Annotated in this window: 11 protein-coding genes and 4 tRNA genes; 3 read left to right on the forward strand and 12 right to left on the reverse strand. The window is 59.1% G+C overall.

Translation table 11 applies throughout. From position 1 onward, the window contains the following. Position 1: 1 nt before the first annotated feature. The 8 genes from pelF to trmB all read right to left on the reverse strand — a co-directional run bounded on the left by pelF (position 2) and on the right by trmB (position 7,898). Complete coding sequence (gene pelF / locus Q5H31_RS02095; RefSeq protein WP_011742866.1) at positions 2-1,420, reverse strand: GT4 family glycosyltransferase PelF; 1,419 nt, start codon at positions 1,418-1,420, stop codon at positions 2-4. Further along, the gene (locus Q5H31_RS02100) at positions 1,417-3,285 is read right to left on the reverse strand and encodes a DUF2194 domain-containing protein (protein WP_302457437.1); all 1,869 of its coding nucleotides are present in this window, start codon (positions 3,283-3,285) and stop codon (positions 1,417-1,419) included. Before Q5H31_RS02100 ends, pelF begins: the two co-directional genes overlap by 4 nt. Continuing rightward, a complete protein-coding gene (locus Q5H31_RS02105; protein WP_117319867.1) occupies positions 3,282-4,199 on the reverse strand; it encodes a hypothetical protein in 918 nt (305 codons plus the stop codon). Before Q5H31_RS02105 ends, Q5H31_RS02100 begins: the two co-directional genes overlap by 4 nt. Further along, positions 4,199-6,355: an NAD-dependent epimerase/dehydratase family protein gene (locus Q5H31_RS02110; protein WP_302457438.1), complete on the reverse strand. Its 2,157-nt coding sequence runs from the start codon at positions 6,353-6,355 to the stop codon at positions 4,199-4,201. The genes Q5H31_RS02105 and Q5H31_RS02110 overlap by 1 nt, the downstream gene beginning before the upstream one ends. A 255-nt stretch (positions 6,356-6,610) precedes the next feature. Then, positions 6,611-6,686, reverse strand: a tRNA-Phe gene (locus Q5H31_RS02115). Positions 6,687-6,709: 23 nt separating this feature from the next. Continuing rightward, positions 6,710-6,783: transfer RNA gene (locus Q5H31_RS02120), tRNA-Asp, on the reverse strand. Between the two features lie 25 nt (positions 6,784-6,808). Beyond that, a tRNA-Glu gene (locus Q5H31_RS02125) sits at positions 6,809-6,880 on the reverse strand. Positions 6,881-7,025: 145 nt separating this feature from the next. Next, entirely contained in the window at positions 7,026-7,898 is an 873-nt protein-coding gene (gene trmB / locus Q5H31_RS02130) for a tRNA (guanosine(46)-N7)-methyltransferase TrmB (RefSeq protein WP_055309010.1), read from the reverse strand. Between the two features lie 168 nt (positions 7,899-8,066). Here trmB and galE point away from each other — a divergent pair, with 168 nt between their 5' ends. Further along, positions 8,067-9,077, forward strand: coding sequence for a UDP-glucose 4-epimerase GalE (galE, locus tag Q5H31_RS02135; protein WP_055309011.1), 1,011 nt, complete (start codon positions 8,067-8,069; stop codon positions 9,075-9,077). 127 nt (positions 9,078-9,204) lie between these two features. Further along, positions 9,205-9,281: transfer RNA gene (locus tag Q5H31_RS02140), tRNA-Asp, on the forward strand. 62 nt (positions 9,282-9,343) lie between these two features. On the opposite strand, the gene Q5H31_RS02145 is transcribed toward Q5H31_RS02140, so the two are convergent. From Q5H31_RS02145 to Q5H31_RS02160, 4 genes are all read right to left on the reverse strand, one after another. After that, on the reverse strand, positions 9,344-9,712 hold the full coding sequence (locus Q5H31_RS02145) for a hypothetical protein (protein WP_143239074.1): 369 nt from the start codon (positions 9,710-9,712) through the stop codon (positions 9,344-9,346). Positions 9,713-9,732: 20 nt separating this feature from the next. Further along, entirely contained in the window at positions 9,733-10,236 is a 504-nt protein-coding gene (locus tag Q5H31_RS02150) for a low molecular weight protein-tyrosine-phosphatase (RefSeq protein ID WP_033499273.1), read from the reverse strand. Between the two features lie 6 nt (positions 10,237-10,242). Next, positions 10,243-10,908, reverse strand: coding sequence for a dihydrofolate reductase (locus Q5H31_RS02155; protein WP_085380214.1), 666 nt, complete (start codon positions 10,906-10,908; stop codon positions 10,243-10,245). A gap of 78 nt (positions 10,909-10,986) precedes the next feature. Then, complete coding sequence (locus tag Q5H31_RS02160) at positions 10,987-11,859, reverse strand: thymidylate synthase (protein ID WP_035010030.1); 873 nt, start codon at positions 11,857-11,859, stop codon at positions 10,987-10,989. Positions 11,860-12,115: 256 nt separating this feature from the next. Between Q5H31_RS02160 and Q5H31_RS02165 the strand changes: the two genes are divergently transcribed. Beyond that, on the forward strand, positions 12,116-12,529 hold the full coding sequence (locus tag Q5H31_RS02165; protein WP_117319865.1) for an OsmC family protein: 414 nt from the start codon (positions 12,116-12,118) through the stop codon (positions 12,527-12,529). Positions 12,530-12,541: the final 12 nt, after the last annotated feature.

Below are 12,541 nucleotides of genomic sequence, written 5' to 3' on the forward strand. Positions count from 1 at the left end.
ATCAGTGCTCCAACCCGTAATGGTCGGCGGTATCGAGATACAGCGCACGGTATTCGTCAAGCATGCGCTCATGCCGATAGTAGGTTTTCACGCGTTCGCGTCCCACTTGGCCCATGGCTTCGCGCAGCTTGCGGCTCGCGCACATGCGTTCCATGGCGCGGGCAAGGCCCTCGCGGTACATCGGAGGCACATAGAAGCCGGCCACGCCGAGGTCGTCGCCTTCCTCGCCTTCCAGCAGTTCACGGCAGCAGCCCACGTCGGTGGTCACGCAAGGGCGGGCCGCCGCGAACGATTCCAACACCGACAGAGGCTGGCCTTCGGAGATGCTGGTCAGCACCGTGAAATCCAGTTTGCGCATGTATTCGACCACATTCACGCGTCCGGTGAATTCAAGGTTCTTCACTTCAAGCTGTTTCACCAGCTCATAGCATTCGTCGGCATAGTCCTGGTCGTCCACACCACCGAGGATGTGCAGCCTGACATTGTCCACGCGGTTCGACAGTTCGCTGAACGCGTGGATGAGGGTTTTCACGTCCTTGATGGGAGCCAGACGTACCACGGCGCCGATATCCACCCAACCGTCCTCAGGCTTGAGTGGAATGTCGCAGAACCGTTCGTATTGGATGCCGTTGGGAATGACCAGGCATTTGCTTGCCGGAGCGCCCATGTCGATCTGGGTCTGGCGAGCGCGGCCGAACAGGCTGGTCACACGCCATGCCCTACGGTAGATCTCCTGTGACAGCATGGCGAAGAAACGGATCCACCGTTGCCGGAACGCGGGCGCAACCCATTCGGCGGAAAGAATCTCCTCCTCGCGTTCGCGCGTGTAGATGCCATGTTCGGTTAGTAATACGGGTGCGTGGTTGATACTGCCGCCCAAGCATGCCAGCAGGCCGCCGTAACCGGTGGAGATGGCATGGTAGATCTGCGCTTTCGGCACTTCTCCCGTCATCAGGTACAGCACCGGCAGCAGCATGGATCGCACGGTGTGGAACGCATCCGCGTAGGCGACGTACGGGTATTCCTCCATGCAGATCTTCGTAAACAGGTCGATGAATTCGTTGCTTTGCAGGAACGACAGCGGATGCACGCCTTTGTTGTGGAACAGGTTGAACAGTACGTCCCAGTCGGGATCGCTCAGATTCACCAGCTCACGCAGTGCCTTGACTTCCTCGTCGGTGAAGATCACTTTCGCATGTTCACCGCTCAGACGCAACGCGTCGTCGAGGAACACCTCATGCACTTCCACCACGTTGGATGGAAGGTCGTACACGAATTTGCCACGGTCCTTGGCTTTCGCGCCGATCACCCACAGCACGAACTCGTGTTCCTTCATGGCGGTGATGTAGCTGTGCATCCATGTGGACACGCCTCCATGCACGTACGGGTAGCAACCTTCCAATACCAGGCAGATTCTCATGCCGCGCCTCCAGCCTTGCGTTCGACGTGCACTGTGGAGTCCGTGGCCTTGATGAGGTACAGATTCCCCGTCATCCGGATCATGCTTCCGCCTTGGATTCTGCCGGGCGTGCCATGGTTCGCGCGGAGCAGCAGCCAAGCCTGGTCCTTGAAATTGCCCAAGTCGAATTCCCACTCATTGGCGGATTCCCTCATCTTGACAGTCAGTCCAGAAAAGCGTTGCACCGCGGACGCGCATTCCGTGCCTGTCTGCATGCGGATGGACGGCGCGGACGCCTCAAGCCAGTCGAGATAGTTCTCAAGGCCCTTCCTGTAGACGACCCAACCCTCCTTCGCACCGCGGTCGGGGTCGAGCATGTCGTCCGGATGCATGAAGTGGGTGCTGACGAAATGCATGTTCAGTTCGGATTCTGCGGCGAGCCGCATGTAATCTCCCACCATGCCGCCGGAGACGATGCGCGGCGCCTCGACGATGCCGTCATCGGCCACACCGAATTCCTGCACGTAAGGCAGTTTGCTGTCGCTTGGCAGGTAGGTGCTGGCGATGGTGCGGATTTCGGGCACGTCTCGTCCGATTGTCTGCCGTCCTTCCTTGGACAGGATGTTGGACGGCGGCACATATACCGACGCTGTGGCCGCCGGCAGCACGGACTTTTGGAATGCGATCAGCTCGCGCAGCGAGGCGACGACAGCTTTGCGATTCGGCCACTGATGGTACGCGTATTCGTCGCCATAATCGGTGTTCGGCAGTACGAGCGGCTGATGGTTGTAGCCATGGTAGCCGATTTCGCCGTTCTGTTTGAGCAGCAGTCCGCCGAAATAGCTGAAATGCGATTCGTCCTTCTGCCGTACGGGAGCGTCTTTCGTATCGTCCCCGTAATTCTCGATCATCACGCCGGTGAACCGAATACCGTAGCGTTCCGCAAGTTTGGTCAGGTCCGGCCACCAGACCTTCGAATAGAAGTCGGCGATGCTCATGCCGTAGTCGCGTTTGATGTAGGTGGCGTCTCCGCTGGGGACCGGGGATGGAAAATCGTCCAGATAGAACGCGGCGCTGTTGATGACCGGGTATGCCGTGGCGGAACCCAGCAGGCTGAACGCGGAGGCATAGAAGCCGCGCACCACCTTGCCATAGATGCCGATATTGCAGGTCACGGTTCGTCCGGAACGCACATCGGCACTCCAGATCAGTGGCGTATGGCCGTTGGCACTGACCGCTTCGACGGTGGCCTTCTCATTGAGGTTCAGACTCAACGACGATTTGAACGGGCCACTGAACATGTAGGTGTGCCCGCCACCCAGCATAAAGTCCCTGGCAGGCTTGATGCCTTTGGTCATCACGTAGTCGTATGCGGAGGATTCGATGCCGATTTGAGGCCCGATCGCGTCCAGATAGCCTGTTTTTTCAGGCGTCATGGCAAGCATCATGTTGCCGCCGCCTTCAACCCATCTCATGATGGACACCAGCTCATCCCCCAGCGAATCAAGTTCCGGCATGACGATCAGCACGGTGCGGTACCGATTCAATGAGGGGATGTCGTCGGGATCGGTTTTGGCCAGATCCACGGTGACGGTCGGCACTTTCATGTCGAGCAGCACCTGTTTCATCATGGCTTCGGCCTCGTCCACACCATCCTGGGAACTATCCACGAGCATCAGGTTCGTGGCGCGCTGCCCCATGATGGCGTTCTGGGCCGGAATGGCCTCGTTACGAGCCATGTATTTCAAAGTGAATTTCGTCGCGCCGTAGTGGATGCCCAAGGTTTGCGCCAACAGCACCAAGGCGATGGCCATGAATACGGCCCACACGCGGACCAGGTTTTTCCAACGGAAGCGCTTCCATATGCGCCATGCGGAACGTATCATGCGCGCCCAGCCTCCTTGTCGCCGAGCCAGAATCGCAGGATGTCGTGGCCTCGGCCGCCAAGGTAGATGTGGTCGTCCTTGATGTGCCGGACGGTGCGTTGCACCGCCTCGCCATCGTGACGTGCGGCTTCCAATCGCAGTTTCATCAGCCAGACGTCACCTTGACGCGGCCATGCGGACAGCGCCGCTTCGATGGTGCGAGACGCGGCATCGAACGAACCGAGATCCATCTGCGTCTTCGCCAACGAGCATACGGTGCGGTAGTCGTTATGCCGTTTGAGCTGTTCGGCGAGCAGGTCGGCGTATCGGCGCATCTGCAACGTTCTGGCATACCCCTGTTCCATGGAGGATTTCAAGTAGTGTTCGAGCGCCTCACGGTACCGGTCGAGCGCCTCGTCCGAATCGCGGTTCCGCTCGTATTCCTCCATGCGTTGCTGCAACGCGATGTCTTCCTTCGCGCTGATCTGCGCCATGGCCGTGGCCGCGTAATGCACGACTTCCACGTCCTCGTTCAGACGGGCTTGGGAGAGCAGATTGGCGTATTGGCCGGGATTCTCGTTAAGAATGGACAGCATCAGATTACGACGCTGCCGTGGATTGTCCACGATCAGCGCCTCTTCCAACGGCACGGTGTTGGCGTAATCCGTACGGTCGTCCACAAGAATGTTGCGTTGTTCCTGATCCTCGACCTTCAGTTCCTGCAGACCGGCGGGAATCCGTCGTCCCCCACGAAGCACGGCACGCGAATGCATGAGCGCCACGCTCAGCGGCCCCCATAGGGGAATCAACGCCATGAACGGGAGCAGCAGTCCATCGACTTTCAGCATTCCGACGTGGTGCAGCAGACACAGCGTCATGCAGACCAGCAGATGCACGGCGATGATGATCAACGCGGCGATAGTCGTCGACCCCATCAGCTTTCACCCCCATCGTCGGCTTGCGCGATATGCGATTGGGCTTCGGAAAGCAGGGCATCCTCTTGGGTCTGCGGAACGTAGGAGCAGTGCAAGCCGGAACGGGTCAGACGTTTGAGGATGATCGGCAGTTCCTTCTCCCCCGCCTGGTTCATCAGCAGATACACGCCGTCATCCGTCAGCATGCCGGCCTCATCGGTCTGGCGGATGCTTTGCATCAGCAGGGAGTCCACCTCCTCAAGGTTTCCCTCGCATTCGACTTTGAGCAGCAGATGGTCGCCCATATGGTCGTGTTTGAGGTCGTTGGCAGCCAGCGCCTTCGGCAGGAACGCTTCTGGCTTCAGCAGGTTCGTTCCCGGCACCAGCATGGACCGGCGCGCCACGTCCTCGTATTCGAAGGCCCTGATCATGGCCGATTCGACCAGACCGCACATGATGCTGAACAGATTCTGGAAGTACAGGTTCATCTGGTCCGGTTTGGTCTCTCCCATGGTGATGATCACGGCCAGTTCGCCACGGTCACGCACGCCGACGGCGTACATCGGGAATTTGTCCTTTAACGTTCGGTTCACCCATATGCCGTTGTGTTCCAGCGCGGTGATGATTTCACCGTAATCCGAGACGCGTACGGAGCGGAAGCTGCCGACGTCGAACCGTGGGCTCGCCGCCACAAGACGGGCGAACTGTCCGCCGTTGTCCACTCGGAAGATGGCGAGGCTGTCGCTATCGAGGCTTTCCTGCATGATGCGGATCGCCGTATGGTACAGCTTCTGCGGTTGCACTTCGTCCAATTCTCGGGTCACGGCGTACAGTTTGCCGAAACTGTCGCGTCTGCCGATGATCTGGTCGCGCAACTGTCTGCGGTCGTCGAGCACATCCTGATACAGCCCGCGCAGGAAGTCCAGACGATTGCGCAACAACCCGTTCTCGTCGCGCACGAACCTCACGCTCTCCTGGTTGCGCGACTGCACATAGCCGCATACCGATCCGGCCACGAAATAAATGACGAAGGCAAGCCAGTTCGATGTGTCGTAGAACAACGGGGCGAAGGACGCGCCCTGCGACGCGTAGGACATGGCCACGCCGGCGCAGGCCAGTACGGCTGCGAACACGCCGGCATGCAGCCCGTAGATGGTGCCGACGATCACCACGAACAGCAATCGCAGGTCCACGGTTTCCAGCTGGCTGTTGCCTTGTGTAAAAGTGCGGAGCCATTCCGTCAGCAGGAACGCGCCGATGATTTCCAGCACGGTCCACCATTTGTTGTGGCTGCGTAGGAAATCCCATACCGGATACTTGTCGGTTTTGTTCTCGCGGAGCTTCAACCAGCCTTCGATGACGTGCGGAAAATCCTCGCGAAGCGAGTATCGTGGCGAAAAGCCGTACCGCAATCGCAATTCGTGGTCGTCGGCGGGGTATGCCTGCGGACGGTCCTCGCCGTATACGACCTTCGTTCCCGGAAAATATCCCGCGATCAGCGTTCCCAAATCGCCGTAAGTGAAGTCGAACACGTTCGGAACGTGGAACAGCTCGCTGTCGGCGGTCCAGTCGTCGAATATGCGGTAGATAAGTTCGGCCAGATCGTCGGCGCATAGGAAGCAGGTGCGTTGTTCGGCGCGTTCATGGAAGCGCAGTTCTCCCGCTTGTGCCTGTTCGAACAAGCCGTTGAAATATGCGGTGACGCCATTGCGTTGCGGCGCGTACAGATAGGGGCAGCGCACGATCTTCACTTCCAGATCGTAGGTGCGCGCATAGTACAGGCCGAGCTCTTCGCCGGCACGCGACATCAGGCTTTTGCTGGTCTCGTGCACGTCCGTTTCCTGCGGATAGGCGAATTCCGATTCCGGCCCGCTCACCATCAGCATCTGGACCTTGCGATTGCGGACGGTGTGCAGCAGTCGGCGCAGGTAGCCCAGGTCGCCGTCACGTTCGCTGCGGGGCGTCAGATCTTCGGAGAAGTAGACGATTCGATCGAATTCGTAGTTGGAGAACACTTCCGACACGGCGTCACGGTCGGGCATGTCGATGATTTTGAGATCCTCGCCGCTGGATTCGGTCCCTTTGCGGAGGGCCACCACCACCTTGTCGTGGGGGAACGCGTGCTCGATCCACTGCTTCGTCACGAAGTCGGTGTTGCCGATTAACAGTATCTCCACTCGCCTCACCCCAGGGATACACCCGTTTAGAGGTCAACATCATGGAACAGTACAGCCGTCAACCCCTTGTCTACCTGCACCATAGTTTAGCAACAGAGGGGACAGAACACCCCTCTTCGTTGGGGGTAATGGGCGTATGTCTTTCGCCGATATGGTTCGGATGGCGCTTGTGCTGGAAAACGAGCGGAAATCACGCAGGTAAATCGGAAAAGATATGCGAGAAAAACAAAACCCCAGATTGCTCCGGGGTGTATCTGGTGGCTCCGAGCGGCATCGATCCGCTGACCTAACGATTTTCAGTCGTTCGCTCTACCAACTGAGCTACAGAGCCATGAACAACTTGCGCTGTTCCAGCGACCACGGCCGGACTTGAACCGGTGACCTCCGCCGTGACAGGGCGGCGCTCTAACCAACTGAGCTACGCGGCCATTGCCACCTTGTTTCCAAGGTACGTACCCCCTGAGAGAGTCGAACTCTCGTTGTCAGATTGAAAGTCTGGTGTCCTAACCGTTAGACGAAGGGGGCGCTTTCAGCGTTTCCGCTTGACAACTTGCCCCACTATACGCGAATCTGGCCGACATGCAAACCTCGGCGTGTCGCGCCGGTGTCACACACCGCCACAATAAGACAGGAATCCTCGTAAAACACTGAAATTCCAAGCCTTATCGCATTACACGCGACGATAGGTGAAATCGTGAATCACGCGCCCGGCGGCAAGTCCCTTCTTCTCGAAATTGGTCAAAACACGGCCATCGAATCGCTCGGATTCAGCGAAATCGGCGTGTCGCAATGCGGCCGCCTCATCCGCGTTGCCTTTGCCGACGTGCTCGACGGGCAGGCTCACGGTCAATGCGCCGTCGTTATGGAAGCCGTCCAGCCCGTCCATCACCTCATGGACGTGCAGCGCGTAATCCTCGATGTCGGTGGCGATGCGCCACACGCCTTCGTCCGTCAACGCGCGGTGGATGTCCGCGGCGAGCTCGGGCTGTACGATGCGGCGCTTGTGATGGCGCATCTTCGGCCACGGGTCGGGGAAGAACGTCCACACTTCGGCGATCGAGCCGTCGACGGCCGCCTTGAACAGTTCTGGCGCGTTGATCTGGGCGATCCGCAGGTTCTTCAGGTTCTGCTTGCCGGCGAGCAGCAGCGTGTGCGCCACGCCCGGATCGTAGACCTCCAGCGCAAGGAAGTTGACGTCCGGCTGGGAAGCTGCGGCGGCAACGACGTTCTCGCCTTGCCCGGAGCCGATTTCCACGATCAGAGGATTGGCATTGCCCCACGTTTCGCGGATATAGGCCTGGTCGAACACGAAACCCTCACGCACGTCGAGGGACCCTTCGCCCGCGTTGATGTTCAGCAGATACGTATCGGCGTAGGCGTCCCAGGCCCGCTGCAGTCGTGCGTCGAGCCGGGCGGACCGCCGCACGAAGGACAGTACTTTGCGGCCGTAAAGAGCAGGCCTGCCATCGACTGTCGGTTGTACGTCTGGCACGTTTTCTTCTATTTCACGGCCATTATTCGGCGTGTTTTCGTCTTGTTGCATACCCTAATTTATAGAGGAAACGCAGGAACGAACGAGTTATGTGCGTTCGTGTTCACGTGCTATACTCAAATTGTTCAAAAGGTAACAAATCTGAGCAAAAAGTGAACAATGGTTGACATTTTTTCAAATCATCAAAGTTCACCGCTCATTTGAAGGAAAGGCCAGAACATGACAGTTCTCGTCACTGGTGGGTGCGGATACATCGGCGCCCACGTCGTTCACGCACTTCATCAGGCCGGCGAAAAGGTTGTCGTCGTCGACGATCTGAGCTACGGCAAGCCCACCCGCATCGAAGGCTCCCGCCTGTACGGCATGGACATCGCAGCCCCAGGCGCCGGTGAGCGTCTCGCGGAAATCATGAAGGCCGAGGATGTCGATTCCGTGATCCATTTCGCGGCCCGCAAGCAGGTCGGCGAATCCGTCGAGAAGCCGCTGTGGTACTACCAGCAGAACCTCAACGGCATGCTCAACGTGCTGATCGGCATGCGCGATTCCGGCGCCAAGAAGCTCGTCTTCTCCTCCTCCGCCGCCACCTACGGCGTGCCGCCGGTCGATGTGGTGCCGGAAGACGTCGTGCCGATGCTGCCGATCAACCCGTACGGCCAGACCAAGCTGTTCGGCGAGTGGATGGCCCGCGCCTGCGAGGAACCGTATGGCATCCGCTTCTGCGGCCTGCGTTACTTCAACGTGGCCGGCTGCGGCCCGGTGGAACTTGAGGATCCGGCTATCCTGAACCTCATCCCGATGCTGTTCGACCGTCTGAAGAAGGGCAAGGCCCCGGCGATCTTCGGCGACGACTACCCGACTCCGGACGGCACCTGCGTGCGCGACTACATCCACGTGTCCGATCTGGCCGACGCGCATATCGCCGCGCTGAAGTATCTGGACCGCGACGAGCGCAAGTATGACGCGTTCAACGTCGGCACCGGCGAGGGCACCTCCGTGCGCCAGATCGTCGATGAGGTCAAGAAGGTCACCGGTCTGCCGTTCAAGGAGACCGTCATGGGCCGCCGCGCCGGTGATCCGCCGCACCTGATCGGCTCCCCGAAGCGCATCAACGAGGAGATGGGCTGGCACGCCAAGTACAATGTCGAGGACATTGTGAAGTCCGCTTGGGACGCATGGCAGGCCAACCCGGAGCACCACATCGACGTCGACACCTGGAAGCAGACCGACTGAGATTCGTCTCCTTTCCCGCGAAACTGCGGCGCGCCACGCCCAACACACCGTGACACGCCGCAGTTTTGCATAATTGCGTTTTTGCCGTAGTATTTCTATCTGTTGTCAGTCGCAAGGCTGAAACAACGGCCGCGTAGCTCAGTTGGTTAGAGCGCCGCCCTGTCACGGCGGAGGTCACCGGTTCAAGTCCGGCCGTGGTCGCCACCAAACCCCAGCCCAATCCGCTGGGGTTTTCTTTTACCCTCACCCTCCCCTCCCACGCCAATTCACGCTTCCCAACCGTCAAGACATAACTTGCCCACAAAAACGAGGCGCCCCACAAAAATCAAAAAACGCAACTTACCCACAGAACGAAGCAACATCGCAACTTGCCAATAAAAACGAGGTGGAGGCCGGCATATGCGTTGCAAGGCCGCAAGCTCGGCCGAACGGCCTTGAGTGTGCCTTGCAACGCATATGCCGGCCTCCACCGGACACCCCGCAATCGCAACATCGCAAAAACGCCGTATATTCAATCCCACCAAACACCGCAACATCAGAAAAATCGCAACTTCACAACACAGCCAGCCCCCCCCAAAAAAAAATCGCAATAAATCGCAAAAAACAAAAGCGGCACGCTTGAAACCATCAAGCATGCCGCAATCGCAATAAAAAATCAGTTCTGCAACTGCTGTTCGACCCAATCGACGATATATGGCGCCACCTCTTCGATTTGGTCGATCGCCACTTCGAATTCGCGTGGACCACCGTACCACGGGTCCACCAGGTCGATGCTGTCCTCACGTCCCGCGGCCGGCTTCGGCAGATTCGGATCGAAGCTGCGGTACATGTGCACTTCGCTGCGCTTGGCTTGCGGCAGCTGACGGAGCAGCGCGCGCATGTGCGAGGCGGTCATCGGCAGGAACAGGTCGGTGCGTTCGATTTCGTCGCGCGTGATGCGGTGCGCGAAATGGTGCGCCGGCAGCTCGTAGCCGCGTTCCTTAAGTACCTTGACGGCACGGCGGTCGATCGGATTGCCGTATTCCTCGTCGCTGACGCCGCTGGATTCGACGTTGACCTTGTCAGCCAAGCCGCGGCGCTCGAATTCGGCGCGCAGAATGATTTCAGCCATGGGTGAACGGCAGATGTTGCCCGTGCACACGGTCATCACGGTATACATGAAAAGTTACTCCTCGTGGTTTCTTTCGTACGTCACGAAACGGAAGCCTTCGACTTGGTCGTTTCCTTTCCGCGCCTTCTGCCACGTGCCTTCCTCGGCCACGCGCCATGCTCCGGATTCCACCAATGCGTGGATATCGGGCGCATAGGTGTCGGCGTTCACGTGCATGCTGATCTGCGTCACATACGCCTTGTCGGCGAATGGCATCGCTTCCTCGAATACTTTGGCTCCGCCGATGACCCAGATTTCACTGCGGTCCAAGCCGTCATCCGGAATGGCCTCCTGACGGGCCAGATCCAACGCGTCATCCAGCGAATCCACCACGGTGGCGCCCGGCGCGAAATAGGACGGGTCATGCGAGATGACGATGTTGTCGCGGTTGGGCAGCGGACGGAACTTCGGGCTTAGCGACTCCCACGTCTTGCGGCCCATGATAACCGGATGGGAGACGGTCAGCTCCGTGAAATGCCTCATCTCCTCAGGCAGATGCCATGGCATGCCGCCTTCGAATCCAATGGCACCGTCGTGACCTTCCTTGTCACAGGCCTGCGCCCAAATCAGATTCACAGAGAAGGTTTTGGGGAAATCGTCGCCCCAATCCTCCTCGTCTTCACGCCCGGCAAGTCCGGGCTCGGGTTCGTGATAGCCACTGCGGCTACTATCGTGCTCCATTTCACTCACTCCTTGAAGTCGGAACTAGGGTCAGTAGTCTACCGTCTGGCGCAGACGCGCCAGACGGCGGCAACAACCTCAGACCGCCACCGGTGCCTTGATGGTCGGATGATGCTGGTAATTCACGATTTCGAAATCGCTGTAATCGTAGTCGAACAGCGAATCGGCCTTCCTGATGCGGATCTGCGGATACGGGTACGGCGTACGGCTCAGCTGTTCCAACACCTGGTCGATGTGGTTGTCGTAGACGTGGCAGTCGCCGCCGGTCCAAACGAATTCGCCGGGCTCGAGTCCCGTCTGCTGGGCCATCATGAGGGTGAGCAGCGAATAGGAGGCGATGTTGAACGGCACGCCGAGGAACATGTCGCAGGAACGCTGGTACAGCTGGCAGCTCAGGCGGCCGTCGGCCACGTAGAACTGGAATAGGGCGTGGCATGGCGGCAATGCCATATTCTCCACTTCCGCCGGATTCCATGCGGAAACCACCATGCGGCGCGAATCGGGGTGGTTACGGATCAGGTCGAGCACGTTGGAGATCTGGTCGATGGTGCGGTTCGGATCGTCCGGCGTCGGTGCCGGCCAGCTACGCCACTGCGCGCCGTAGACCGGCCCCAAATCGCCGTTCTCGTCGGCCCATTCGTCCCAAATGTGCACGTTGTGCTCCTGCAGCCAACGTACGTTCGTGGAGCCTTTGAGGAACCACAGCAGCTCGTAGGCGAGTCCTTTGAAGAACACCGTCTTCGTGGTGAGCAGTGGGAAGCTGTCTTTGAGATTGAAACGCATCTGCTGGCCGAACAGGGAAATAGTGCCCGTGCCCGTGCGGTCGGATTTCAGTGTGCCTTCCGTAAGGATTTTGCGTACCAGATCCTCGTAAGGCATGGGAATGTCCGTTTCCGGACGTGCGGGAATACGAGTACGGATGTCTGCGAGTTGTTCGGAAGTCAAAGCCATAATAGGCAAGTTTAGCCGGTGGCGTGGAGGCGGACGGCCGGGATGCGCGTTGTAAGGCCGTAAGCTTGGCCGAACGGCCTTGAGTATGCCGCCAACGCGCATCCCGGCCGTCCGCCGGCCTCCAGCGCAATCGTAACGAATCACAAAACCGTATCGCTTCATCTTGCGGAACGCACTCCCCCACGTCCGTTTCGATGCGCTAGATTGGTATCACGGATTGGCGCGAACGGCGCGCCACAGGACATGAGGAGTTTCCATGGGCAAGAGGCTGTGGGTAGAGCGCAACAAGGACGGTTCCTGGGACGCGTTCAGCGAGGATGGCGCGCACATCAAATTCGGCAAAGGCCGTGGCCAGTTCACGCCGGGCGATCTGATGAAGGTCGCGCTGGCCGGTTGCGCCGCGCTGTCCAGCCAGTTCGCCGTCGAGCACACGCTGGGCGAGGGCAAGGGCGCGAAGATCGTGGTGGACGGCACGTATGATGCCGATACCGACGCCTACATCGGTTTCGACGAGCAGGTGGTCATCGACGCCACCGACGCCGGTTTGAGCGACGAGGACGCCGAAAAGCTCGCCGATCGCGTCAGCCGTCATATCGAGAAGGGCTGCACGGTCAAGCATACGTACGTCGAGCCGACGCCAGTGCGTATGAACGTCACCGTCAAGCACTGAGCGCACGTACCG

The sequence above is a fragment of the uncultured Bifidobacterium sp. genome, assembly GCF_959020155.1.
In the GTDB taxonomy this organism is placed as follows: Bacteria; Actinomycetota; Actinomycetes; order Actinomycetales; family Bifidobacteriaceae; genus Bifidobacterium.

Excerpts from the sequence above, each read along its gene's own strand:
- Q5H31_RS02105 (WP_117319867.1), bottom strand. The coding sequence starts at position 4,199 with ATGGGGTCGACGACTATCGCCGCGTTGATCATCATCGCCGTGCATCTG.
- Q5H31_RS02165 (WP_117319865.1), top strand. The coding sequence starts at position 12,116 with ATGGGCAAGAGGCTGTGGGTAGAGCGCAACAAGGACGGTTCCTGGGAC.
- Q5H31_RS02160 (WP_035010030.1), bottom strand. The coding sequence starts at position 11,859 with ATGGCTTTGACTTCCGAACAACTCGCAGACATCCGTACTCGTATTCCC.
- galE (WP_055309011.1), top strand. The coding sequence starts at position 8,067 with ATGACAGTTCTCGTCACTGGTGGGTGCGGATACATCGGCGCCCACGTC.
- trmB (WP_055309010.1), bottom strand. The coding sequence starts at position 7,898 with ATGCAACAAGACGAAAACACGCCGAATAATGGCCGTGAAATAGAAGAA.
- Q5H31_RS02155 (WP_085380214.1), bottom strand. The coding sequence starts at position 10,908 with ATGGAGCACGATAGTAGCCGCAGTGGCTATCACGAACCCGAGCCCGGA.
- pelF (WP_011742866.1), bottom strand. The coding sequence starts at position 1,420 with ATGAGAATCTGCCTGGTATTGGAAGGTTGCTACCCGTACGTGCATGGA.
- Q5H31_RS02100 (WP_302457437.1), bottom strand. The coding sequence starts at position 3,285 with ATGATACGTTCCGCATGGCGCATATGGAAGCGCTTCCGTTGGAAAAAC.
- Q5H31_RS02150 (WP_033499273.1), bottom strand. The coding sequence starts at position 10,236 with ATGTATACCGTGATGACCGTGTGCACGGGCAACATCTGCCGTTCACCC.
- Q5H31_RS02145 (WP_143239074.1), bottom strand. The coding sequence starts at position 9,712 with ATGCTTGATGGTTTCAAGCGTGCCGCTTTTGTTTTTTGCGATTTATTG.